Source organism: Corynebacterium sp. 22-2729 (genome assembly GCF_053479475.1).
Window position 1 is genome coordinate 96,242 of sequence record NZ_JBRBCA010000007.1, and the last position, 23,946, is coordinate 120,187.

18 protein-coding genes are annotated in these 23,946 nt (G+C 59.8%); 14 read left to right on the forward strand and 4 right to left on the reverse strand.

Features of this window, described 5'->3' with window-relative positions; all coding sequences use genetic code 11:
- Window positions 1–58: 58 nt before the first annotated feature.
- Together ACUY2T_RS06665 and ACUY2T_RS06670 are read left to right on the forward strand one after the other, a co-directional pair.
- Window positions 59–1,852 (forward strand): alpha/beta hydrolase family protein, encoded by a 1,794-nt coding sequence (locus ACUY2T_RS06665; RefSeq protein WP_448308017.1) that lies wholly within the window; start codon window positions 59–61, stop codon window positions 1,850–1,852.
- A gap of 159 nt (window positions 1,853–2,011) precedes the next feature.
- Complete coding sequence (locus ACUY2T_RS06670) at window positions 2,012–3,289, forward strand: alpha-hydroxy acid oxidase (RefSeq protein ID WP_448308018.1); 1,278 nt, start codon at window positions 2,012–2,014, stop codon at window positions 3,287–3,289.
- Here the strand turns inward: ACUY2T_RS06670 and ACUY2T_RS06675 are convergent.
- Window positions 3,286–4,569: a saccharopine dehydrogenase family protein gene (locus ACUY2T_RS06675; protein ID WP_448308019.1), complete on the reverse strand. Its 1,284-nt coding sequence runs from the start codon at window positions 4,567–4,569 to the stop codon at window positions 3,286–3,288. The two genes, ACUY2T_RS06670 and ACUY2T_RS06675, sit on opposite strands and share 4 nt — an antisense overlap.
- Window positions 4,570–4,599: 30 nt before the next feature.
- On the opposite strand from ACUY2T_RS06675, the gene ACUY2T_RS06680 reads away from it, so the two are divergent.
- From ACUY2T_RS06680 to ACUY2T_RS06715, 8 genes are all read left to right on the forward strand, one after another.
- Window positions 4,600–5,115 carry a tRNA (cytidine(34)-2'-O)-methyltransferase gene (locus tag ACUY2T_RS06680; protein ID WP_448308020.1) on the forward strand — a complete coding sequence of 172 codons (516 nt, stop codon included), beginning with the start codon at window positions 4,600–4,602 and terminating at the stop codon, window positions 5,113–5,115.
- Window positions 5,116–5,966: 851 nt separating this feature from the next.
- Entirely contained in the window at window positions 5,967–8,585 is a 2,619-nt protein-coding gene (locus ACUY2T_RS06685) for a DUF6923 family protein (RefSeq protein WP_448308021.1), read from the forward strand.
- A 247-nt stretch (window positions 8,586–8,832) separates the two neighbouring features.
- A complete protein-coding gene (locus ACUY2T_RS06690) occupies window positions 8,833–10,323 on the forward strand; it encodes a SpaH/EbpB family LPXTG-anchored major pilin (RefSeq protein WP_448308022.1) in 1,491 nt (496 codons plus the stop codon).
- Window positions 10,324–10,356: 33 nt separating this feature from the next.
- Window positions 10,357–11,274, forward strand: a complete 918-nt coding sequence (locus ACUY2T_RS06695) for a class C sortase (protein ID WP_269944006.1) — start codon at window positions 10,357–10,359, stop codon at window positions 11,272–11,274.
- A gap of 12 nt (window positions 11,275–11,286) precedes the next feature.
- Window positions 11,287–12,204: a pilin N-terminal domain-containing protein gene (locus tag ACUY2T_RS06700; protein WP_448308053.1), complete on the forward strand. Its 918-nt coding sequence runs from the start codon at window positions 11,287–11,289 to the stop codon at window positions 12,202–12,204.
- A 175-nt stretch (window positions 12,205–12,379) separates the two neighbouring features.
- On the forward strand, window positions 12,380–13,009 hold the full coding sequence (locus ACUY2T_RS06705; protein WP_448308023.1) for a hypothetical protein: 630 nt from the start codon (window positions 12,380–12,382) through the stop codon (window positions 13,007–13,009).
- Window positions 13,010–13,083: 74 nt separating this feature from the next.
- A complete protein-coding gene (locus ACUY2T_RS06710; protein WP_448308024.1) occupies window positions 13,084–13,941 on the forward strand; it encodes a bifunctional methylenetetrahydrofolate dehydrogenase/methenyltetrahydrofolate cyclohydrolase in 858 nt (285 codons plus the stop codon).
- Window positions 13,934–14,293 (forward strand): DUF3017 domain-containing protein, encoded by a 360-nt coding sequence (locus tag ACUY2T_RS06715; protein WP_293790728.1) that lies wholly within the window; start codon window positions 13,934–13,936, stop codon window positions 14,291–14,293. Before ACUY2T_RS06710 ends, ACUY2T_RS06715 begins: the two co-directional genes overlap by 8 nt.
- Here the strand turns inward: ACUY2T_RS06715 and metX are convergent.
- The 3 genes from metX to ACUY2T_RS06730 form a co-directional block, all read right to left on the reverse strand.
- Window positions 14,290–15,474, reverse strand: coding sequence for a homoserine O-acetyltransferase MetX (metX, locus tag ACUY2T_RS06720; RefSeq protein ID WP_448308025.1), 1,185 nt, complete (start codon window positions 15,472–15,474; stop codon window positions 14,290–14,292). The two genes, ACUY2T_RS06715 and metX, sit on opposite strands and share 4 nt — an antisense overlap.
- Window positions 15,475–15,485: 11 nt before the next feature.
- Window positions 15,486–16,817, reverse strand: a complete 1,332-nt coding sequence (locus ACUY2T_RS06725) for an O-acetylhomoserine/O-acetylserine sulfhydrylase (RefSeq protein WP_448308026.1) — start codon at window positions 16,815–16,817, stop codon at window positions 15,486–15,488.
- A gap of 445 nt (window positions 16,818–17,262) precedes the next feature.
- Window positions 17,263–19,491, reverse strand: a complete 2,229-nt coding sequence (locus ACUY2T_RS06730) for an NADP-dependent isocitrate dehydrogenase (protein WP_448308027.1) — start codon at window positions 19,489–19,491, stop codon at window positions 17,263–17,265.
- A gap of 190 nt (window positions 19,492–19,681) precedes the next feature.
- Between ACUY2T_RS06730 and ACUY2T_RS06735 the strand changes: the two genes are divergently transcribed.
- The 4 genes from ACUY2T_RS06735 (at window position 19,682) to trpS (ending at window position 23,885) form a co-directional block, all read left to right on the forward strand.
- Window positions 19,682–20,947 carry an MFS transporter gene (locus tag ACUY2T_RS06735; RefSeq protein ID WP_448308028.1) on the forward strand — a complete coding sequence of 422 codons (1,266 nt, stop codon included), beginning with the start codon at window positions 19,682–19,684 and terminating at the stop codon, window positions 20,945–20,947.
- Between the two features lie 69 nt (window positions 20,948–21,016).
- A complete protein-coding gene (locus ACUY2T_RS06740; protein ID WP_448308029.1) occupies window positions 21,017–21,997 on the forward strand; it encodes an exodeoxyribonuclease III in 981 nt (326 codons plus the stop codon).
- Window positions 21,991–22,848 (forward strand): trimeric intracellular cation channel family protein, encoded by an 858-nt coding sequence (locus tag ACUY2T_RS06745; protein WP_034971184.1) that lies wholly within the window; start codon window positions 21,991–21,993, stop codon window positions 22,846–22,848. Before ACUY2T_RS06740 ends, ACUY2T_RS06745 begins: the two co-directional genes overlap by 7 nt.
- Window positions 22,849–22,859: 11 nt before the next feature.
- Window positions 22,860–23,885: a tryptophan--tRNA ligase gene (gene trpS / locus ACUY2T_RS06750; protein WP_034977831.1), complete on the forward strand. Its 1,026-nt coding sequence runs from the start codon at window positions 22,860–22,862 to the stop codon at window positions 23,883–23,885.
- Window positions 23,886–23,946 lie beyond the last annotated feature (61 nt).

Below are 23,946 nucleotides of genomic sequence, written 5' to 3' on the forward strand. Positions count from 1 at the left end.
CCACCAGCTGGGACCCACGTCACAGTGGCGGGGAAGCCTGCGCTAAAATACTAGAGTCATGCGCCATACGACTTCCCCCTCGCTTGCGCCCAACGGCACCGCCATTGCCTATATTGTCCGCGATGGTGGTTATCCTTACGCGGTCCAGGCAGCCCTCACCGAGGATGGAGTGGGGAAGGAACGACCAGTCCAACTGCCTACAGAGGGCCCCGTGACGCGCGTACTGCATTCCCCGGACGCACAGTGGATCGCCTGCGAAGTATCCCCTAAAGGTTCGGAAAAGCTTGAGACCTTTACGGTTTCTACAGACCCTGGGGTGCAGGGGGCGTCACCACTCAGGAACACCTTTGACGCCCGCACGCGCCTGGTGGAGTGGGACCGCGACAACCTGGCTATGGACGCGGTGGCCGCCGACGGTATGACTGAGGCGCGTCTGGTGAACCCCAACACATCCCGCTACCTGGTGATGGACCGGCGCATTGATGCGCTGCTGGTCGCCGCCGAAGCCGGATATTGCCTGATGCGCGTTGGCCCGCGCGGCAACCGAGAACTTCTGCTGGTCACCCCGCAGGGCAGGTGGATGCCGCTGCTGCCACCGGAACCAGGCGCGACGACGGAGGACGGGCGGATACTGCCGATTGCGGATAATCGCCTGGTGATTCTGGTTGTCACCGACCACGGGGCGGAGCGGCGGCGTCTGCTGCGGCTGGTCGTTGATATTGAGGGCGAGCGTCCGGTGTGCGTCGAATCGGAAGAGTTGATTAGCAATCCCGAGGCCGACGTAGACGAATTCGTCATCAGTGAGGATCTATCGACCGCCGCGGTTCTGTGGAACCAAGCGGGGATTTCCAATCTGGAGCTTTTAAGCCTGGGCGACGAACAGCGCGTCCAGGTACGTCGCACTGTAGAGCTGCCGGGCATGGTGGCCGCCGGGCTTTCCATCACCGACGATGGCCGATTGCTGGCTCTCACAGTCGAGGGGCCGAATCTGCCGCCGACGGTGGAGATCCTGCGACTGGAGTCCGGGCGCGTGGAACCATTGGACCCGAACCGAAGTGACCGCCTAGATGAGCGTGCTCGCCAGGGAGATGTGCCCGAGCTGGTTTATTACACTGCTCGCGACGGGCTGGAGCTTTCCGGATGGCTGTATCTGCCCGAGGAACCTGCGCCGGAGCGCCCCGTGTATGTGCACCTGCATGGCGGGCCGGAAGGGCAGTCGCGCCCCACGAACCACGATGTGCTCGCAGACATCGTTGCCGCTGGTTACACGGTATTTACTCCCAATATTCGAGGTAGCAAGGGCAATGGACGGGCATTCATCCACGCCGATGATCGCTATGGTCGCTTCGCCGCCATCGACGATGTGGCGGATACGGTTTCTTTCCTTTGTGACGCCAACTTGTGCACTCCTGGGCGGGTATTCCTCGGCGGTCGCAGTTATGGCGGGTTCTTGGCTGTGTTGGCGGCGGCTCGCTACCCCGACATGTTCCTGGGCGTGGTGGATGCCTGCGGTATGACGAGTTTCGAAACGTATTACGAATCGACGGAGCCGTGGCTGGCAAGCGCGGCGTCCCCCAAGTACGGGTATCCCATGCATGACGCGGAACTGCTGTGGGAGATCTCCCCACTGCACAAGGCCGAGCAGATCACCACCCCAGTACTGCTGATCCACGGGGCGAACGACTCGAATGTCCCACTGCAGGAATCCCAGCAGCTATATGACGCGCTGGTGTCGCACGGCCGCACGCCGCAGTTCTTGGAGGTACCGGGGGAGGGCCACCAATTTGTAAAGCCGAAGTCGCGGCAGCTGATCGGCGAGCGGATTTTGCAGTTCTTTGGAGAACTGAGTTAGCGTCTACCGAGCTAGATTCTTTAGCTATGGCGCGCGAGGGTGTGCAGGAGCCCCACGGCAAAAGTCAGTAAAGCGTCCTATCGTGGAAAGCGTTGGATCCCTAGTTCCTCTAGAACGGGGACACAGCCCAAAAACACTTTGTTAGGAGAGCGAGCCTCGATGGCACACCAAAAGCGTCAGATTCCAAACCCCGTTGAGATTTTTGACCTTCTGAAGTTCAAGAAGCCGACCCTGGATTTTAAAGCCCGCCGCCTCAGCAATGCGCAGACGATTTGGGATCTGCGCGACATTGCGAAGCGTCGCACCCCGGCTGCAGCCTTCGACTACACCGATGGCGCTGCCGACAATGAGATTTCCATGAACCGCGCACGTAAGGCTTTCCGTGACGTGGAGTTCCACCCGTCAATTCTGAACGACGTTTCCCACGTGGACACGACTGCGGAGGTCTTCGGCGGTACGTCCTCTCTGCCTTTTGGTATTGCACCGACGGGCTTTACCCGCCTTATGCAGACCGAGGGCGAGTTGGCCGGTGCCGGTGCCGCCGGCCGTGCGGGCATTCCGTTCTGCCTGTCCACCCTGGGCACCACCAGCATCGAGGACGTGCAGAAGGCCAACCCGAATGGCCGCAACTGGTTCCAGCTATACGTCATGAAGGAACGTGAGATCTCCTACGGGCTGGTCGAGCGCGCTGCTCAGGCGGGCTTCGATACTCTGCTGTTCACCGTGGATACACCAGTGGCAGGCAACCGCCTACGCGATGCCCGCAACGGCTTTTCCATACCACCGGAGATTTCTCTGGGAACGGTCTTGAACGCGATCCCGCGCCCCTGGTGGTGGTGGGACTTCCTAACCACGCCACCGCTGGAGTTCGCCTCCCTGACCAGCACCGGCGGCACCGTCGGTGAGCTGCTGGATTCCGCGATGGATCCCTCCATCAAGTTCGAGGACCTGAAGACCATCCGCGAGATGTGGCCGGGCAAGCTGGTCGTCAAGGGCGTGCAGAACCTGCCGGATTCTAAGAAGCTGGCCGACCTGGGTGTTGACGGCATCATCCTGTCGAACCACGGTGGCCGCCAGCTGGATCGCGCTCCGGTTCCTTTCCAGCTGCTGCCGGAGGTCGTCCGCGAGGTCGGCAAGGACGTGGACGTCGCAATGGATACCGGCATCATGAATGGTGCGGATATCGTTGCCGCCATCGCCAAGGGTGCGAAGTTCACCCTGATCGGTCGCGCCTACCTCTATGGCCTGATGGCCGGTGGCGAGGCGGGCGTGGATCGCGCCATCGAAATCCTGGCCAGTGAGGTGCGTCGTACCATGCGTCTGCTGCAGGTTTCCTCCCTCGACGAGCTGACCCCGGAGCACGTGACCCAGCTGAACTCCCTGGACATCAATCGGGTCAACGGAGTGGCAGCCGACGAGCAGAGTCTGTTCAGCTAGTCGCTGAACTTCATGCCCGCATCGCTGAGGCGGCGCACGTAGGGCATCCCCAGGCCGGTGGCCGGAGTCAGTACTCCGCCGCCGGTTTTGCCTTGGTAGGGGGAACCTGTAGGCAACTCGGCGTCACAAAGAACAAGGGTGAGCGCAGCTTCGCTAAGCATCAGGGACGTGCCCTTATACCCCGGGTCGGCGTCCAGGCTGATGGTGTTTGTGTACGTGCTGCCGCCGGCGCCCACGCCGAAATGCTTAGTGCGGAAGAAACCGGCATCGCGTTCGGCCTCAGACGGGCCCTCGCCGGGCTCCGGCACCCAACGGGAGAGGAACGTGCGCAGCTTGTCCTGGTTCAGCGCCGTCACTGCCGTGCCGAGCACCGCGCCCATGGTGAAGGCACGCATGCGGCCCTTCAACCCCTTGCCGGTGTACTGGTATTCGCTGTAGCGCAGCTTGTCGCCGTACTCGTAGCCGAGCAGTGCGTTCGAGCGGCGCACCACGCGCGTGTTGGAGCTCGCCATGATGAACGGACCGGCCCAGACGTCCTCGCTGCTATTGCTGGCGCTTGCACCCCCGATGTCGCTTTCCCGCACCACACCGAAGTCCGGCTGTTTGCCCAGCTCCGGCTCGTTGGCGCGGTCAGGGGAGAGGGTGTACGGATCGGCCAGCATCCGCTTTTTCTCCGGGCTGCCTTTGGCGGCGGCGAATTGCTCGCGCATCGAGTCGACCGTGCCGCCGGAGAGCCCGCCCTTCATCTTCACGATCATGGTGGCGGACTTGAGGCTGTCTTTATTTTCGGACGCCCTCTGTCCCAGCAGCAGCATTCCCAGGTCACTCGGAACGGAATCGAAGCCGCAGGCATGGACGATACGCGCCCCGCTGGCGGTGGCACGGTCGTGGTAGGAATCAGCGGATTCGCGCATGAAGAGCGCCTCTCCGGCAAGGTCGACATAGTGCGTACCGTGGGTGGCGCATTCGCGAACCAGCGGGAAGCCGTGGCGGTAGTAGGGGCCGACGGTGGAGATGACCACGCGTGTATCGCGGACCAGCTTCTCTAGGGAGCGATTATCGCTGGAATCGGCGATAACCAGCGGGAAATCCTTGGCTCGCGGGTGCTTTGCAGCCAGCTGCTCGCGCAGGGCCTCCAGCTTGGTCTGGTTCCGGCCAGCCAGGGCGATGCGCACGTCGGCGGGGGCGTTGGCGGCCAGGTAGCCGGCGGTCAGCGCGCCGACGAAACCGGTGGCACCCATCAGGGTGATGTCGAAGCTGCGGGAGGGGGAGTTGCTCATGGCTACATTTGTACCGGTTAGATTGGGTGAATGACGTCTGAAAACCAGTTTGCGGGTGTGAACCCACCACTGCACGTAGTGTTCGACCGCCCGGAGATCCCCCCGAACACGGGCAACGCCATCCGCATGTGCGCGGGCACGGGGGCTTCGCTCCACCTGGCTGGGCCGCTCGCCTTCAAGTTCGACGACAAGCACGTGCGCCGGGCGGGGCTGGATTACCACGAACTGGCAGACGTGCACGTCCACGAGGGCATCGATGAGGCGCTGGCTCACGTGACTGACCCGGTACGTGGCTCGGGGCGGGTATTCGCCTTCACCGCGCAGACGGGCACGTGGTTCACGGAGGTGGACTACCGGCCGGGTGACGCGCTGCTCTTCGGCCCGGAGCCGACTGGCCTGGCCGACGATGTGTTGGCCGACCCGCGGGTGGCGGCGAAGGTACGCATCCCGATGCTGCCGGGGCGGCGCTCCATGAACCTATCGAACGCCGCGGCGGTGGCGGCCTACGAGGCGTGGCGCCAGTTGGGCTTCGCCGGCGGTGTGTAGCGGGGTGCCGGAAAGGGTGCCACTGCTGTCCGGTGAACTCAAGGTGTAGATTCTATTAAGAGTAGCCTAAATCACCTTTCGGAATATTGAGCGGAACCTGTGAAGCTTGTATTCTTGTTCGTGTAGGGTGCAAGCTTGAAGGCTTAACCTTCATCTCGCCAAGAAGGAGTGGGTATCCGTTTTTTTAGGTAAACCTTAACAGGTGGGTCGAAGAACGGATCTAAGGCTGGAAAAGGATAATGGCTCGCGTATTAACCGGTGAAAACCTTAAGTTGGCCGAAGATCGCCAAGGGGCGGCGCTTAGTCGGGCATGTATTTGTCTTCTAACCGTTGCTGCCCTTCTGGGTGCACTCGTGACCATCGTGGGAGCCATTGGAGGAATTAATGTTCCTTCGGCGCAGGCGCAGACTCCAACGGGAAACTGTAAAGAAGAGAAACTGCTGGATACGCAGCTCTACACACCTCTTTCGGATGCGAGGAATGACGAAGATTTAAAGCAAGTTGCAAGTTCTACAAAGAGCAACGCCAAGAGGTTCCGCATTAACATCAAGAGTGGTACGCGGGGGGTGGATCTGCCGCTGACCCGGGTAGAAATTAGCACTACAAGGTCCTTTAATGTGGATCTAGGCGGGTTTTTTGTCACTAAGAAAGAGACCAGCAACGGGGTTGAATACAACTCGTCTACCACGCCACCGCCCGGAGGCGGTCGGATCGGCACGAACGGTAAGGCTGTGCAAACCACCGGTATTACGGTGCAAAGTCGTAATAGCGCAGGGAAGGTAAATTCCGTCTCTTTTGACCTTGAAGGTACAGGGACGGGATTCAATACTTGGCCAGGAAATACCCTACAGGTGTTGACGAATGCGCCGTCGACACAAGGTAACGATTACTCGGTCAAGGTTTATGGCATGGTCTCGGTGCCGTGTAAGTGTGAGGAGGCGACAACCCGTAAAGGTCCCCGAGAGCTCACCCAAGACGAACTCAATAAGGGCACGGCTGTTTACGTGTCGGCCACGCCGAATGGTGGACAGGCGGGAAACACGAGCACACAGCTCAACCTGCAGATCGAGGGTAGCAGTACTTTTACCCCCATCGGCAAGCCCTCCAACTGGGTGTACAACGCGCTGTCCTACAACACGAAGGATCACTGGATCTACGCCATAAGCCAGGCGAACCACAATTCGAGCCTCCAGGAATGCCACCCCGCGGGCCATCTTCTGCAGATCGATCCGGTCACGGGTGAGGTGTACGACCTCGGGCTGGTCAAGAATGCTCAGGGGGCGACCCTTTTCCACAAGGCGACCAGCGGAAGGCCAAACGACCTGGATCTAATCAACACCGGCACCTTTGACCTACGTGGATCGAACGAAGTGATGTGGGTGGGCAACACCGCAACATCCGGTACCCGACAGCTGTATAAGATTCCCCTGCCAGCGGTAGGTGCGAAGGATCCACGTGGCGAGATTGCCCGTAATCAAAACAACGCGCCTTTCCAAGCTGGAGCTGAGGATCATGTTGTCCTCCCCAGTGCCCCACAGTACCTCTGGGGTCTGGTGAGTCCCGCCCGCATGCAGCAAGACGGGGCGAACCCAAGGACACACGTCATGTTTGAGCGCATCAACATGGATACAGGAGAACGGAAGACGTGGACTATCCTCGCGGATCAGCTTCAAGACCCGTCTGGTAATACAGCGATCCCGGAGAAGGTCTGGGGTAAGGCCTGGTTGTACGGCAACGGCAACCTCGGCTTTGGTACCGGCGGAAGTACTGCCGATCAGGTGGGCATGCAGATTAGGGTTTTCGACCCAACCGGAGAGCATCCGAGCTTTCAGCTGGTCTCTCGGCTGTCGGACCTTCCTGTTTCCTACAACACCGATGCAACGAGTAACCCCGGGGTGCAGATCCCCTCGGATCTTAAGGCAAAGAAAACTACTTTGGAGCCAGGAGACCCCCGACTGGAACAGGTCTATGCTGCCGGCTTGCCCAGGAACAAGAAGTATTGGGCGCTGGAGGTTGAGAACATCGGAAAAGGTGCTTCGTCAGGTTTCACCTTGTACGACATTCTGCCGGCAACCTACGAAGGCCTCGTGGAGTACAACCAGGTTGTTTACGAGGGGTACGACGGTGGGAATGTCCACACTCAACCTGCCACCGAGAACGCCCAAACCGGTGAGATAACAAAAACCTACTTCTTCGGACCCATGCCTGCCGGCGGTAAGGCGACCGTCATCATTGGCGCGACATTGAAGTCCGGTGCGGAATGTCGCCCTAACACGGCGTCTGTGATTAACCATGACAAAGACGAAGACCCGACGAACGATACTGCTTACGATTCCTGTCCAGGTGCATTGAGCAAGACTGCCATCGACACCAACGGTGACGGAAAGGTCGGCTTCGACGACATCACTTCCGATACGGATGGCCAAGGCAATGTTACGTACACTGCCGCCTATGACGTGACGGTTAAGAGCTTTGATGACCTTAACGAATACGTTTACCCGGCGCCCACCGATACCCCGAAGCTGCCCAAGGGGGCGAAGCTCACCGGTGCGGAGGTGTACTTCACTGACGAATACACGTCCAAGGACAAACAACCGGGAGACACACCTTCGTGCGTGGTAGAATCTGACGTGCTGCAAACGGGAAGCTTCCGGCTAGACAACTGTGACCGAGAAGGTTCCGAGGACTCCCCAGAAATGCGGGAAAAGCGCACCATCGATGCAGTTGGACGGCAGGATCCCAAGCATGGCGACGGCACTCATCGGTACCGAGTCAAACTGAAGTTCACCCTTGATAAGGAAGAATACGATAAAGCTCGAACTGAATCGGCCGGAGGCGGGGAAGGTGGCGTCACACCCGGTGACGGTGACGACGTACCAGAATGCAGTGCAGAGCGCGGCGGCTTCGCCAATAGCGTGAAGATGGGCGACCTCGAAGACGAGGGTTGCTATCCCGGACCCGATAAGACCCGTTTCTATCTATGGAAGGTCGATTCGGACTCCGCAGGAAACATCACGACTATCCCCGCGCGCGACGGCGACAAATACGGGGCGCAGTTCGCGATCTACGACCAAGACCCCACGGGACCGGCGGCGAACAAAATTGCGGACCTCAAGGTCACAGAGGATGGAAAGTACCTCTGGACTGAACTGGACTACGGAACCTACTTCTTGTTGGAGACGAAGTCGCCGGACGGCTATCAGCTCTTGCCTACCCCGGTGAAAATCAGCATCAAACGAGATGCCAGTGGCAAGACGATCGTGGAGTCGGCCCAGCGGAGCGCGCTGTTTGCTGCGTCTAAGCCGAGTGACCTGCCACAGGACTATCCAGACGGTGCATGGCTGCAGGTGGCCAATGTGCACCAGGGCGTGATGCCAAAGACCGGTGGCGACGGTGTGATACTCCCCATTCTCGCGGGGCTTCTCATCGCAGCCACAGGAGCCATGGGCATACGCCGACGACTGAACTAACCCTGACGTGCACAACTTCTAAAGAGGAGAACAATGTTTCAACACAGTACCCCAGGCCGGTGCCGAGATGGACCCGGGTGGGCACGATGACCTGAAGCCAAGAAACCACATTGCTCACACAAGGATCCGTTACGAAGGCGCGCAGTGTTCACCGCAAGTAGCTCGCCACGAGTATTGCCAACCATGTGCCCTCGACCACTCGGATCAACTTCCACTACTCATTCACTTGTAAGAAAGAAGGACGTTCATGTCTAACGCAACTGTCGGCAAGCGCGTAGGTGCGCTGTCCGCTGCATTCGCTATCGCACTGGCTGCCGGCACCGTCGGCGCCGAAGTAGTCTACGAGGCCCCGACCGCACAGGCGCAGGCCGTCAGCACCATCGACAACAACCAGCCACTTTCCCTTACCCTGCACAAGCTCATCGGCGCTGAGGGCGAGCAGGGCAACGGAACCGAGATTGACAATCCCTCTGGTGAGCCAGCCGAGGGCGTCAAGTACAAGATTGAGCTGGTTCAGCCACTGAACAACAGCGGCGACTGGGAAAAGGCACGCAAGATTACCGACCCTTCCAAGGCAACGGCTTGGAACGGCGACGGTGCATACTCCAACGAAGGCACCACCGGTGCAAATGGCACCCTGAAGTTCGAAAACTTGCCAAAGGGTCTCTACAAGGTCACCGAAACCCAAGTCCCGGCTGATTCGGGTCTGGTGCCCGGTGCTCCGTTCCTGGTATATGTGCCGATGACCAACTCGGACAACAAGAGCTGGATCTATGACGTTCACGCGTACCCGAAGAACTCCAAGGTGACAATCACCAAGGAAGTTGAGGACCAGAACGCACAGGCAGGCCAGGACTACAAGTACACGATCACCACGGGCGTTCCGGCTGTTGCTAAGAATTCCACGCTGAAGAAGTACATCGTCAAGGATGTACTTGATCCGAAACTGGACGCTGTAAACGCCACTGTCGAGGTGAAGTACGGAGAGTCCGCTGACAAGGCTCAAGCATTGGTGGCAGGCACCGACTACCAGTTGGTAAAGGACGGCCAGGAGATCAAGGTCGAATTCACCGAAGCTGGCCGCGATAAGCTGAAGTCCACCGACCTCGTGTTCACCACCATCAAGACCAAGACCAACGGCTTCATCGAGCACGTTCCCAACGACGCAACGCTGATCACCAATAACGGCTCTTCCGAACACGACACTGAGAAGAAGTCGGATAAGGTTCACACCTACTGGGGCAAGGTCACCATCAACAAGACCGACGGCAACGATGAGAACAAGAAGCTGCAGGGTGCAGAGTTTGAGTTGGTGCAGTGTGTCGATGACGGCAACGGGGCCTGGAAGAAGAAGGAAGGCACCGATCCGCTGAACGTCCAGGGCCAGGACAAGTGGACCACCAACGACCAGGGCACTGTCACCATCGAGGGCGTACACGTTACCGACTTCGCCAACAACCAGGCCGACGAAGAGACCAACTACTGCTTGCACGAGACCAAGGCACCTGAAGGCTACGTGGCCAACGATGCGCTTGAGCACTTCGAGCTGAAGAAGGGCGATGTGGATGATAACGGTACGCCGACCGCCGACATCAAGTACACCGCCAACATCAAGAACTACACCGACGAAAACCACCTGCCGAACACCGGTGGCGCAGGCTTCTGGGCCATTGTTCTGGCTGGTTTGGCGATTATCGGTGGCGGTTTCTACGCAGCTCGCCGAAGCACCCAGCAGTAGGGGCTAGGCAGTTCGAACGGGAAAGCAACGGACATGACAAGCACAATTGGTAAGCATCGAAAGAGCGCACCGCGATCGCTCTTTCGTCGCACCTTCCTCCCCATCCTTTTAGTGGTGGTGGGGCTGCTTGTCATGCTTTATCCCGTTTACGCCACGCAGTGGAACAACCACCAGCAACAAAAGATCGCGGAAAAATACGAACAAGACTTGAAGGAAACGGATCCTCAAGTCCTTAGTCGAGCGGTAGAGGAAGCCCGCAGGTATAACACGACGCACAAGGACGGACCGATCCTGGATCCGTGGCTGGCTCGCGTCAGCGAGGATAACCCCGCATACGAAGAGTATCTTTCCCAGCTCTCTGGGCAGAGCGCCATGAGCCAGGTGGTTATCCCGTCCATCGAATCGCGCCTACCCGTTTACCACGGGACCTCCGACGAGGTTCTGCAAAAAGGTCTTGGGCACCTCTATGGATCCTCCTTACCTGTAGGTGGGAAGGGAACTCACGCGGTTATTACAGGCCATACAGGCCTGTCCAACGCCACACTGTGGGATGACCTCGTGGACGTGCGGAAGGGCGATGCGGTCTACGTGTCGACCTTCGGCGAGAAGATGAAGTACGAGGTGTACGACACAGAGGTTGTCTTGCCGGACGAGGTCGACAGCCTCAAAACCCGACCAGACGAGGACCTACTGACCCTCATCACTTGCACCCCCTACGGTGTGAATACCCACCGGCTCCTGGTGCACGCCCACCGCGTTCCAATGGATGAGGACGAAGGCAACGTGTTCGATGATCGCGGCAAGCTGATGCAGTGGTGGATGTGGCTACTGCTCGCCGCCGCAGTGTTGATCATCGCACTGATTACTTGGTGGTTCCTTCGCGAGCGGAAGAAGCAGAAAGCCAGACGATCCGAACAGGTAGTAGGCGAAGAAGAAATGGAAGAGGAATAAGCCGTGAACCTCATGAATACCGCGTCACAAGTGCAGCGGGCGCCGGTGCACCGTGCCGGGCTGCGCCGCTCCGTGTTCGGTTTGGGCGCAGTCGTGGCTCTGGTCGGCACTCCGCTCGTTGCCCCCGCTCCTGTCGTGCCGCAGGCTATCGCGAAGCAGCACACCATCACAGGCCAGGTCGAAGGCCTGGATGTGAAATTTATTGATGCCACCCGTCTCGGTACTCTCACTGTGGTGAAAAGCGAACCAAATTGGTGGGACGACCGAGGGGACAAGAAACCCTTTGGGCCTATCGACAACATTCGCTTCACAGCGCAGCGTGTCCAGGGGATTGACCTCACTACCGAGAAGGGGATGAAACAGGCGAAGCGGCTCTCGGTAGCTGATGCTCGTCGGCGGGGATTCGATAGAACCTTTGAGGCGTACACAGATAGTTCCGGTAAGGCAGTGTTCACCGGTCTCCCGGTCGGCTTGTACTTGGTCACAGAATACGAGGGCGCGGATCCCACTAAGGAATACCGCCAGTCCAGTCCTTTCCTCATCACGATCCCTATCGGAGAAACCGGCAGCTGGAACTACAACGTGACGGTGAATACGAAGCCGAAGCCGGAGGACGATCCCGGAACGCCTCCAGATAAGCCAGGAACGCCGCCGGACGATCCCGGAACGCCTCCGGATAAGCCCGGGACGCCGCCCGATAAACCAAGCACTCCAGGTACCCCGCCGCCGGAGCACCCGGATACTCCAGCACCGCCAAATAGCCCAGGCGGTGGCCATGAAGGCGGCGAGTCTTCAAGCATCATCGATCGACTGGCACAAACCGGAGCGCATCTGTGGTGGGTGGCGCTCATCGGAGCCATGCTCGTTGTTTTGGGTGCATTTACCTTGCTTCGCCGCCGACGTGATCTGGCTGAATCGCAGGCGAATTAAAGTAGCTGTGGGAACATTCCCACAGTGCAGAAACTTCTATAAGTATGGAAGAAAAACCTCATCCTACCCCGCGGCATATTCTCAACGTGCCGCGGTTTTTCATGCTCTTGGCCGTGTTCACCTTAATGCCCAGAATGCGCAGCCAAAGCGCCCGCCGTCTGACAGGATCGGTGGCATGACGTACCCTCACTACGGCTCGCCTGCCCCTATGCCCGCCTACGGGTATGCCCCGCCGCCTCAGATCGGCCAGGACTCTCGCTTCATGCCCCTGCTCATCGGTTGGCTCGCTGCTTTCCTCATGCCGATTGTGTATTGCATCCTGCGCTTCGTGTTTTATGGCAAGGACTGGGTGGGGATACTTCTAATCGCCGGCGCGGTCGGCCCGCTCTTCTTCGGCATTCAGTGCCTCCTCAATTTCTTGGCGCTCGCGATCCCGAAGTGGTGCAATGATTCCCTCGCCATTTTTTGGAGCGGCATGCTCGTCTGGTGGGGTGGCGGGGCGGCTTTCGCGGTGGTGCCAGGGTGGGATTTTCGCGAGGAAATCCGGGAGTACGGAGAGAAAGCTTGGCCCACCGGGGGACCTAATGGCCGGGATGTAATGACTGCGGAAGATGGGCAGCGCTACATCGAAATCCTCGATACCTGGCTGGATACCGAAACGACTTTGCAGCATACTCTCACAATCCCCACCTTGGTCGCGCTGGCTGGAATCGCCATCGTCGTCATTGGCGTGGTCGTGGCCGCCATGAAACCTGCTCGTCCAACTGTCGCCCAGGCGCCGCACTGGCCGGGTAGGCCCTACTAGTTTCGTGCACTAGTTGCTCTCTTAGCCATGACGCCACCTCGATCCCAGCGAGCCCGCGTGGAATAATGGGGCTCATGGCAGCTACTAAATTGGATGGAAAGCTCTACCGCGACGAGATCTTCGCCGACCTGGAACAGCGCGTCGCCGCGCTGAAGGAAAAGGGTGTGACTCCCGGCCTGGCCACCGTGCTGGTGGGCGACGACCCGGCCAGCCACTCCTATGTGCGCATGAAGCACAAGGACTGCGAGCAGATCGGCGTGAACTCCATCCGCAAGGACCTCCCGGCGGACGTTTCCCAGGAAGATCTCAACGCAGTCATCGACGAGCTGAACGCCGACGATGCTTGCACCGGCTACATCGTGCAGCTGCCGCTGCCGAAGCACCTGGATGAAAATGCTGTGCTGGAGCGCATCGACCCGGACAAGGACGCCGATGGCCTGCACCCGGTAAACCTGGGCAAGCTGGTGCTCAACGAGCCCGCCCCGCTGCCCTGCACCCCCAACGGTGCGATCCACCTGCTCCGCCGCTTCGGTGTGGAGTTGAACGGCGCGAAAGTTGTAGTCATCGGCCGCGGAGTGACGGTCGGCCGCCCGATCGGCCTGATGCTCACCCGCCGCAGCGAGAACTCCACTGTCACCCTGTGCCACACCGGCACGAAAGACCTGGCGGCGGAGACGAAGGCTGCGGACGTTATCGTGGCCGCCGCTGGTGTGCCGCACATGCTGACCGCAGATATGGTCAAGCCCGGTGCTGCCATCCTGGACGTGGGAGTGTCCCGCGGCGAGGACGGCAAGCTGAAGGGCGATGTGCACCCGGACGTGTGGGAAATCGCCGGCGCCGTTTCGCCCAACCCTGGGGGAGTGGGGCCACTGACCCGTGCCTTCCTCGTGCGCAATGTCGTCGAGCGTGCGGAGAATCTGCTGCGTGACTAATCGCTCCCGCCCCGCCCGCATTGGGGATGCGCGCCTGCGTTTACTCGATAACCCCCACGACCGGAATAACCCGCCATCCAGGCTCTCCCGTACTGTGCAGATGGCGCTTCTGGGGCTGTTCGTGTTGATGCTGCTGGCTGTCATCGCCCTTTTGCTGGTGGACAGGTGGCGTCGCGCCAGCGTGATGCTGGGCAGCGCTATGCTCTACCTGGCCGTCCTGCGCCTACTTCTGGATTCCCGCGTGCTGGGAATCCTGGCGGTGCGTTCACGCCGCTTCGATACGGCCTTCACCGCGGCAATCGGATTCGGCATTCTGTGGATTGCCGTGAGCGTCGACCCGCTGGTGAGTTAATTCAGCGGTGCTGCGGGGACAGAACTTCCCTCGGCAATGATCTCCGCCTTAGCCAGGAACTTCGTTAACACCTGACCCATCTGCCGCGACTCGATTAGAAACCCGTCGTGACCAGTGGGGGAGGTGATTTTCGACATGCCGATGAAGTCGCCCAGGTTGCGCGAAAGGTGTTCCTGCTGGTGCAGCGGGTACAGAATATCGGTATCCACGCCCACCACCATCGTCGGTACTTCGCACGACCCGAGAGCTGCATTCATGCCACCCCGACCCCGACCTACATCATGCCTGTTCAGGGCATCCGTCAGTACCACATAGCTGCCTGCATCGAAGCGTGCGACCAATTTCTCTGCTTGGCGGTCTAGATAGCTCTCTACCGCGAAGCGCTGCTGTGGGTCGCGGTAGGGGCCGTAGGGGTTCTCATTCCGCTGCGGATCCACCCCGAAGCGTTCGTCTACTTCCAGCTCTCCGCGATAAGTCAGGTGCGCAATCCGACGTGCCTGCCCCAGGCCGTGTGATGGCACCTCGCCCGTGGAGTAGTAATCGCCGCCATGCCAGGCCGGGTCCGCTTCAATAAAGCGAATCTGGCTGGACTGCAAGCCGATCTGCCAGGCCGACGCGCGTGCGCTTACCGCGATGGGTAATGCTGCGTTGATCATGTGCGGGTACATGAGCGACCACTCAAGCACCCGCGCCCCGCCCATCGAAGCGCCGATAAGGGCATGGATCCTTGTGACGCCGATACGCTCCAGCAACTGCCGTTCTGCCACAACCATGTCGCGGATCGATAGACCGGGGAATCGCGAACCCCATGCCTTGCCATCGGGATGTGGTGAGCTAGGCCCAGTGGACCCCTGGCATCCGCCCAGCACATTGGCGCACAGCACCAAATAGCGGGTGGTATCGATCGGCTTATTCGGGCCGACCATGTCCGCCCACCAGTCAGCGGCATTGCCGTCGCCAGTCAGGGCATGTTCGATCAGTACAACAGGTCGTTCCTCCGGGGATAGTCCCGGCTCGGGACCTGCGGAGAACTCGGCATAGTCCGCGTCGCCCTCCGAAGAGTCGTAGAACGCGAAGAAACGGAGTTCGGCGTCAACAATAGTCACACCCGCCTCCGTGACAACGTCGCCGATAGGCACCGTGCGCGACGTACCAGAAGCGGGGAGGAACTCGGGGTTCATGAGAATCAGCCTTAGATGGCTGCGAAGCCGCGCTTCAGGTCGTCGATGATGTCGGTGATGTCCTCAATACCCACGGACAAGCGAACCGTAGCGTGGGAAACACCCGCGCGGGCCAGGCCATGCGCATCGGACTGCGAGTGGGTGGTCGTGGCCGGGTGCACCACCAGGGAACGTACATCGCCGACATTCGCTAGGTCAGAGTGCAGCTGTAGGGCGTCAATAAAAGCCCAGGCCTTTTCCTTAGCCTCCTCCGAATTCGGGTCATCTACCTTGAGGTCGAAACTGAGGACGGAGCCCGTGTACTCCAGCCCCAACTCTTCTTTGACCTTGAACCAGGGGGAGGTAGGCAGACTCGCGTAGTTCACTGTGGCAACCTGCGGCTGCTCGGCCAGGAACTCGGCCACGGCCTTTGCGTTTTCATTGTGCTTGGCGATGCGCAAGGTTAGCGTGTCCAGGCCTTGAGCCACGACCCAGGCGTTAAAGGCGGAGAGGGTGGCGCCCGTATCGCGGATGATGCCCGCGCGGAGCTTCATGCCAAATGCTGCCGGTGCGAGATCCACGTACTTGAGGCCGTGGTAGGCCGGGTCCGGGTTGACGAAGCCGGGGAAGACTGGCTGGCCGTCGCGCTGGACGGACCAGTCGAAGGAGCCGCCGTCGACGATGATGCCGCCGAGTCCCGAGCCGTTACCCGTGTAGAACTTCGTCAGAGAGGCCACCACAATATCGGCGCCGAGCTCCAACGGACGGACCAGCGCAGCGGTAGCCAGGGTGTTATCCACGATTAGCGGAACGCTGTTGTTGTGCGCAACCTCCGCCACAGCCGGGATGTTCAACACATCGGCCTGCGGGTTTGCGAAGGTCTCGGCGAAGAAGGCCTTGGTGTTCGGGCGGACGGCGGCCTGCCAGGATTCCGGGTCGTCCGGGTTGTCCACAAAAGTCGTTTCGATTCCCAGCTTTGGCAAGGTGTGCTGCAGCAGCGTCTCGGTGCCGCCGTACAGACGCGGGGAGGCGACGATGTGGTCGCCGGTGCCAGCGAGGTTGAGGATCGCGGCGGTCTCGGCAGCCATGCCCGAGGCGAATGCCACTGCGTGCACGCCGCCTTCTAAGGAGTTCAAGCGGTTCTCCAGCGCTTCTACCGTGGGGTTGGTCAGGCGCGAGTAAATCGGTCCGAGGTCTTCTAAGTGGAAGCGCTGCTTGGCGTGCTCGGCATCGTTGAAGACGTAGCTGGAGGTGAAGTGGATCGGCAGGTTACGGGCGCCGGTATCGCCGACAGGTTGGCCAGCGTGGATCTGGCGGGTGGCGAAGCCCCACTTCTCTGCGTTTTCGTTGTTGTACTTGGGCATTGGGTGCGGTCCTTTGGGGTCTGTCGTTTTGCTTGTTATTTGGGCTTGTTGCTTTACGACGATAGACCGGCATGCCATAAAAGTAAACCGCTCTGTCTACTTTTTTCTTATTGACGCCATAAAATGCCAGGTAGTGGCGTGTTTAGCGCCTAGAAGTTATCCGTACCGCTTAGTCTATATTTGTATGGTTTGGTTGCAGGGGATAGCTCCGGGGGTTGCGGGGGAATGTCGCTAAAACGGGAATCTGTTATTAGAAGCCGTTGTCAAAACTCTAAAAGGCCTGGTCAGGAAGCTGCAACAAATTGTGTTTTGTGTAGACGCGTTACAGATTCCCGATCTAGCGACATTCGCAGCGTGAACGGGGAGGAGAGGGAGGAAACTGTGCATGAAGAAACCCCGGCGCCGGCATCCTAATGCCAGCTCCGGGGTAAAACTCGCAGCAATACTACTTGTTGGAGTTTAGGCCGTCGATGATCTCGTTGAAGGTCGCGGACGGACGCATCACTGCGAACGTCTTCTCGTCATCTGGCCAGTAGTAGCCGCCCAGATCCACCTCGTGCCCCTGAACATCCAGCAGCTCCTGGGAAATCTTCTCCTCGTTGGCCTCGAGGGCGTCAGCAACAGGCTTGAAGATCTCTGCCAGCTCCGCGTCGCGAGTCTGGTCAGCTAGCTCACGTGCCCAGAACTTCGCCAGGTAGAAGTGAGAGCCGCGGTTGTCGATCTCGCTGACCTTGCGGGACGGGGACTTCGACTCGTTCAACAGCGCCTCGGTAGCGGCATCCAGAGCATCGCCCAGAATAGGGGTGCGTGGATTGTTATCCGTCTCCTGCAGTTTGCGCAAGGACTCCGCCAGAGCCAGGAACTCGCCCAGAGAATCCCAGCGCAGGTGGTTCTCCTCGGTCAGCTGAGCCACGTGCTTCGGAGCGGAACCGCCGGCACCCGTCTCAAACAGGCCACCACCGGCGATCAGCGGAACCACGGACAGCATCTTTGCGGACGTGCCCAGCTCCATGATCGGGAACAGGTCAGTCAGATAATCGCGCAGCACGTTACCCGTGACCGAAATAGTATCCTCACCAGCACGGATGCGGTCGATGGACAGCTGCATTGCCTCCTCCGGAGACAGGATGCGGATGTCCAGATCCGCGGTGTCGTGATCCTTCAGGTAGGTCTCTACCTGCTTCCTCACGTTCATGTCGTGCTCACGCTTTGGATCCAGCCAGAACACTGCCGGGGCGCCGGTAGCGCTAGCGCGCGTCACAGCCAGCTTCACCCAATCCTGCAGCGGAATGTCCTTGGTCTGGCATGCGCGCCAAATATCGCCCTCGGAGACCTCGTGCTCCATCAGTACGTCGCCGGCCTCGTTCAGAACCTGCACGCGCCCCTCGGCCGGAATGCGGAAAGTCTTGTCGTGCGAACCGTACTCCTCGGCCTTCTGCGCCATCAGGCCGACATTCGGGACGGTGCCCATCGTCGTCGGGTCGAAGGCGCCGTTCTTGCGGCAGTCATCGATAACTACCTGGTAGATGCCTGCGTAGGAGGAATCAGGCAGAACCGCCAGCGTATCCTGCGTCTCATTGTTCTTGTTCCACATCTGGCCAGAGGTTCGGATCATAGCTGGCATGGAAGCATCCACGATCACGTCGGAAGGAACGTGCAGGTTAGTGATGCCCTTGTCGGAGTTCACCATCGCCAGATCCGGGCCATCAGCCAGAGCCTTATCAAAGGCTTCGCGGATCTCTGCGGCACCTTCGACCTCGCCAGCGTCCAGCGAATCCAGGATTGCGCCCAGGCCGTTCTCGCCATTCAGGCCAGCCGGCAGCAGCTGGTCGCCGTACCGCTCGAAGACATCGCTGAAGTAAGCACGCACGGCGTGGCCGAACATGATCGGGTCGGAGACCTTCATCATCGTGGCCTTCAGGTGCACGGAGAACAGCACGCCCTCCGCCTTCGCGCGCGCCACCTGAGCCCTGAAGAAAGTGCTGAGAGCATCGGCACGCATCACGGTGGCGTCAATAATTTCCTTGTCCAGAACCAGCAAGGATTCCTTGAGCACCTGCGTCTCACCGTTCGGCTTGACCAGCTGGATGCGCAGAGTGTCATCACCATCGATGATGACGGACTTCTCGTTGTGGCGGAAGTCATCCGCCTCCATCGTCGCGACGTTCGTCTTCGACTCTGGCGACCACTTGCCCATGGAGTGCGGGTGCTTGCGGGCAAAGTTCTTCACGGCCTTCGGCGCGCGACGGTCGGAGTTACCCTCACGCAGCACCGGGTTCACAGCGGAGCCCTTCACTGAATCGTAGCGAGCCTGTGCATCGCGTTCCTCGTCCGTCTTTGGCTCAGCCGGGTAGTCCGGCAAGTCGTATCCGGCCTTCTGCAGCTCCGCGATGGCGGCCTTCAGCTGCGGGATCGACGCGGAGATGTTCGGCAGCTTGATGATGTTCGCATCCGGGGTCTTGGCTAGTTCGCCGAGCTCAGCCAGAGCGTCGTCAACCTTCTGCTCCTCGGGCAGCACATCGGAGAACGCGGCAAGGATACGGGCGGCCAGTGAGATATCGCGGGTCTCCACCTCCACTCCAGAGGTAGAAGCAAAAGCCTCCACGATTGGCTTCAAAGAATAAGTCGCCAAGAGTGGGGCTTCGTCGGTGCGGGTGTAGATGATCTTTGCCATGTGGCGTTCGTCTCCCAGCCTCTAGTTAGTTAGTTGATCTTTTCGTGGTTTACGATCCAAGAATACGGCAAATAGCAAACCCGTGAATGATACGGGGTTACCGCCCACCGCGCGGCCAGTTTGTGGTTAAAGAGCAAAAATATTTTTTGTTACACCCACCCGCCGCCCAACCTACCCATGAAAGCAAGCGATGCCTGTGAATCGAATCCGTCAAAATAGCTCTAAATCTCGCCTAACCAAGCTGCCATCGCGCCGCCCTATACCGCGCCAAACGGAGATTTCCACCCGCCACCGTTATATAGCCATGATTGCGATGGCTCTGGGTGGTTTCGGTATCGGTACGACTGAGTTCGTGGCAATGGGGCTGCTGAACCTCATCGCGGATGACTTTTCCATCACCGAGGGGGAAGCTGGCCACGTAATCTCTGCCTATGCGCTGGGAGTGGTCATTGGCGCTCCGCTGATTACGACGCTTACGGGTTCAATTCCGCGCCGACGCCTGGCATTGATCCTTATGGGGGCTTTCGTTATCGGCAACGGCCTCAGCGTCTTTGCACATTCCTATTGGGTGCTGATGATTTCGCGCTTCATCGCAGGTTTCCCGCATGGTGCCTACTTCTCCGTTACCGCGCTGATCGCGGCGTCGATGGCCCCGAATGGCAAGCGTGGTAAGGCAGTGGCGTTGACGGGCATGGGACTTTCAATCGCCACGGTTATTGGCGTGCCAGTTGCGCAGGGCTTGGGTTCTGCCCTTGGGTGGAACGCGGCTTTCGCGATGGTTGCGGTCATCGGCATCATTACCTTCATTGCGCTGTGGTTCACGGTTCCGCACATGACGTTGATGCCCCGCACGAAGCCGATCACTGAGCTCGGCGCACTGGTTAATTCGCAGGTTCTTATGACGTTGGCTATCGGCACTGTTGGCTTCGGCGGTATGTTCGCGGTCTACACCTATATCTCGTGGACGCTGACGGAGAACGCGGGCTTCAACGCTGACCTGATCTGGATTCCGCTGATGGTCTATGGCATTGGCATGGTCATCGGTACGTACATCGGTGGCGTGCTGGCTGACCGGAACCTGGAGTATGCGATCCTTGGCACTCTGCTGACCTTGGTCGTGGTGCTGTCCGCTTTCTACTTCCTGTCGCACAACGCAGTGCTGGGAATCATAAACTTCGGAGTAATCGGACTTTTGGGTTCCACCCTGGTGCCGAACCTGCAAACCCGCCTGATGGATGTGGCGGGCGATGCTCAAACCCTCGCTGCGGCGCTAAACCACTCCGCACTGAACATGGCCAATGCGGCCGGTGCAGCGGTGGGCGGCGCCGTCATCTCCGCTGGTTATGGATATTCCACCCCGGCCCTAGCCGGTGCTGTGATGGCTGCCTGCGGCGCACTGCTGTGGGTTCCTGCCTACTTCTTACGACGCCGTCAGCTTGCGGCTGCTCGCGGGTAGATTCTTCGCGCTGCGCTACTGGCGCACTCGTCGGGGTGGTTGTCTGACCTACTTAGTAGGGTAGGGCGCATGAAGTCTTTGACTATTGCGACGGTGAACGTCAACGGTATCCGTGCCGCGGCGAAGGTGCGTCACGAGGATAATCAGGGGATCCTGCCGTGGCTGGAAAATACTCCGGCCGACGTGGTGTTGATGCAAGAGGTGCGCGCGGATGAAAAGCAGACGCGCGCTGCGCTGGAATCTGTCTTGGACGAGTGGCATCTGGAACAGGCGCCTGCAGCCGCAAAGGGACGTGCCGGGGTGGCCATCCTGTCCCGTCTGCCACTGCGAGAAGTGCAGGTTGGCTTTGGGGACGAGGAGTTCGCTGACTCTGGCCGCTATATAGAGGCCACGGTGGATGCCGGCGACCTGCCGGTGCGCGTGGCTTCCCTGTACTTGCCCAGCGGTGCGGCGGGGACGGCAAAGCAGGATGAAAAGTACCGTTTCTTGGATTCTTTCGGCGAGTACCTCAACAACCGCGCTGGGCAGGGGGAGCTGGTTATCGGCGGCGATTGGAATATTTGCCACCGCCGCGAAGACCTAAAGAATTGGAAGACCAACCGTAAGAAGTCGGGCTATCTGCCGGATGAGCGAGCCTTTATGGATTCCGTCCTGGGCACCTTCCCAGATGAAGCAACTCAGGTTGCGGACGCAGAGGACGCGGGCCGCAATGGCAACCCCGCTGGCGTGGCCGGGGACTTCTTCGGTGCGGTTGATTACGCGCCGGGCGAGATTGCTGCAGCTCGCCTGGCAGCCGGCGCAGCAAAGGATCCGCAGTACTTCGATGTCATGCGTCGGGTTCTGCCGGAGCAGGCCGGCCCGTACTCCTGGTGGACTTACCGCGGTCAGGCTTTCGACACCGACGCGGGCTGGCGCATCGATCTGCAGGTGGCCACCCGCGGCATGCTGGAGCGCGCACTCAGCGCGAACAATGTGTGGGTTGACAAAGCCGCAGCCTACGACCAGCGCTGGTCGGATCACTCACCGGTGTTGGTGGAGTACACATGCTAACCGTCCTCTACGTCCTGGGGCTTACCGCCGAGTCGATGACGGCGGCGTTGGCTGCGGGACGGCAGCGGATGGACATGTTCGGCGTCATGCTCATCGCCGCCGTGACCGCCTTCGGTGGCGGCACGGTGCGTGACATGCTGTTCGGCCACTACCCATTGCGCTGGGTGGACGAGCCAATCTTCCTGGCGATCGTGCTCGTTGCAGCGTTGGTAACGGTGCTGGCGAGCTTCCTGATGGACTACTTCCGCACCATCTTCCTGGTGCTGGATGCAGTGGGTCTATCCACCTTTGCCCTGCTCGGCGCGCAGGTGGCGTTGGAGATGGGGCACAGCCCTCTGATCGTTGTGGTGTCCTCCGTGGTGACGGGCGTTTTCGGCGGTGTGCTACGCGACATCCTCTGCGATCGAGTGCCGCTGGTGTTTAACGAGGAGCTCTATGCCTCTATCGCCATCCTCGTGGCCGTGATGTACATGAGCATGCTCCACTTCAATCTGGACGAGACGATCGGCAGCCAGTTCGTCATTATCATCTGCCTAGTCTTTGCTTTCGGCCTGCGACTATTGTCGATTTTCTACCGCATTTCCCTGCCCGTTTTCGAATACCAAGAGCGCGAATATGTGCGCGATCCCGCCGGGCGCCTGACCATGTGGGCACTCAACAAGGCCGGTGTACGTCGCCGAGAGATGCGCCGGCGCAGCCTGGGGGCTCCGCGCGCCCCGAAGGACAAAAAGGGGCAGAAGAAGCGACGAAACGAAAACCGGTTTGAACTGGTCGATCGGGGGGAGTTTGAGTACGAGGACGACGGGGCGTCACCAAACCCGCCCACAGAACCCGACAACCGTGACGAGTAAGGTTACCTACTATGAACCAACCTGCGAAGAAACAGCGCGTCGTCTCCGGCCTGCAGCCGACCAGCGATTCCTACCATCTGGGCAACTACCTGGGTGCCGTAAAGCAGTTCATTAAGCTGCAGGAAGATTACGAGACCTTTTACTTCATCCCCGACCAGCACGCCATCACCGTGCCGGGCTACAACCCGAAGGACCTGCGCAAGCGCACCCTCGCGGGCGTGGCACAGCTGCTGGCGCTGGGCATCGACCCGGAGCGCTCCACCCTGTACGTCCAGTCCCACGTGCCAGAGCACACTCAGCTGGCATGGGTGCTGATGTGCATCACCGGCGACGGTGAAGCGCGCCGCATGACGCAGTTCAAGGACAAGTCGGCAAAGCAGGGCGGCGACAATACGACCTCCGGCCTGTATGCCTACCCGATGCTGATGGCTGCGGATATCCTGCTGTACCGCCCGCACCTGGTTCCGGTGGGCGAGGACCAGCGGCAGCACCTGGAGCTTACGCGCAACCTCGCGGAGCGTTTTAACTCCCGCTACAAGAAGACCTTCGTGGTGCCAGAAGGCTTCATCCCCGAAGGCGCGGCCAAGATCTACGACCTGCAGAACCCCACGGCCAAGATGTCGAAGTCCACGGACAACCCCAAGGGTCTGATTAACCTGCTGGATGACCCGAAGGTCTCCGCCAAGCGCATCCGCTCTGCTGTGACCGACAACGACGGTGAGATCCGCTACGACAAGGAAAACAAGCCGGGCGTATCGAATCTGCTGGTCATCCAGTCCGCACTGGGAGACAAGAGTATCGACGAGCTGGTGGAGGGCTACCAGAAGGCCGGCTCTGGATATGGTGATCTGAAGAAGGACACCGCTGAGGTACTGGAGGCATTCTGTTCCCCGCTGCGACAGCGCTACGACGAGTACATGGCGGACCCCGCGGAGCTGCACCGCATCCTCGCTAGTGGTGCAGAGCGAGCCCGCGAGATCGCGTCGAAGACCATCGAGCAGGTCTACGAGCGCGTGGGCTTCTTGGCAGAACAGTAAGGCAACAGTAAAGCGCGCCCGCGCCCGCCGTGCTTTACTAATGTGAGAATCTTCGAGACGA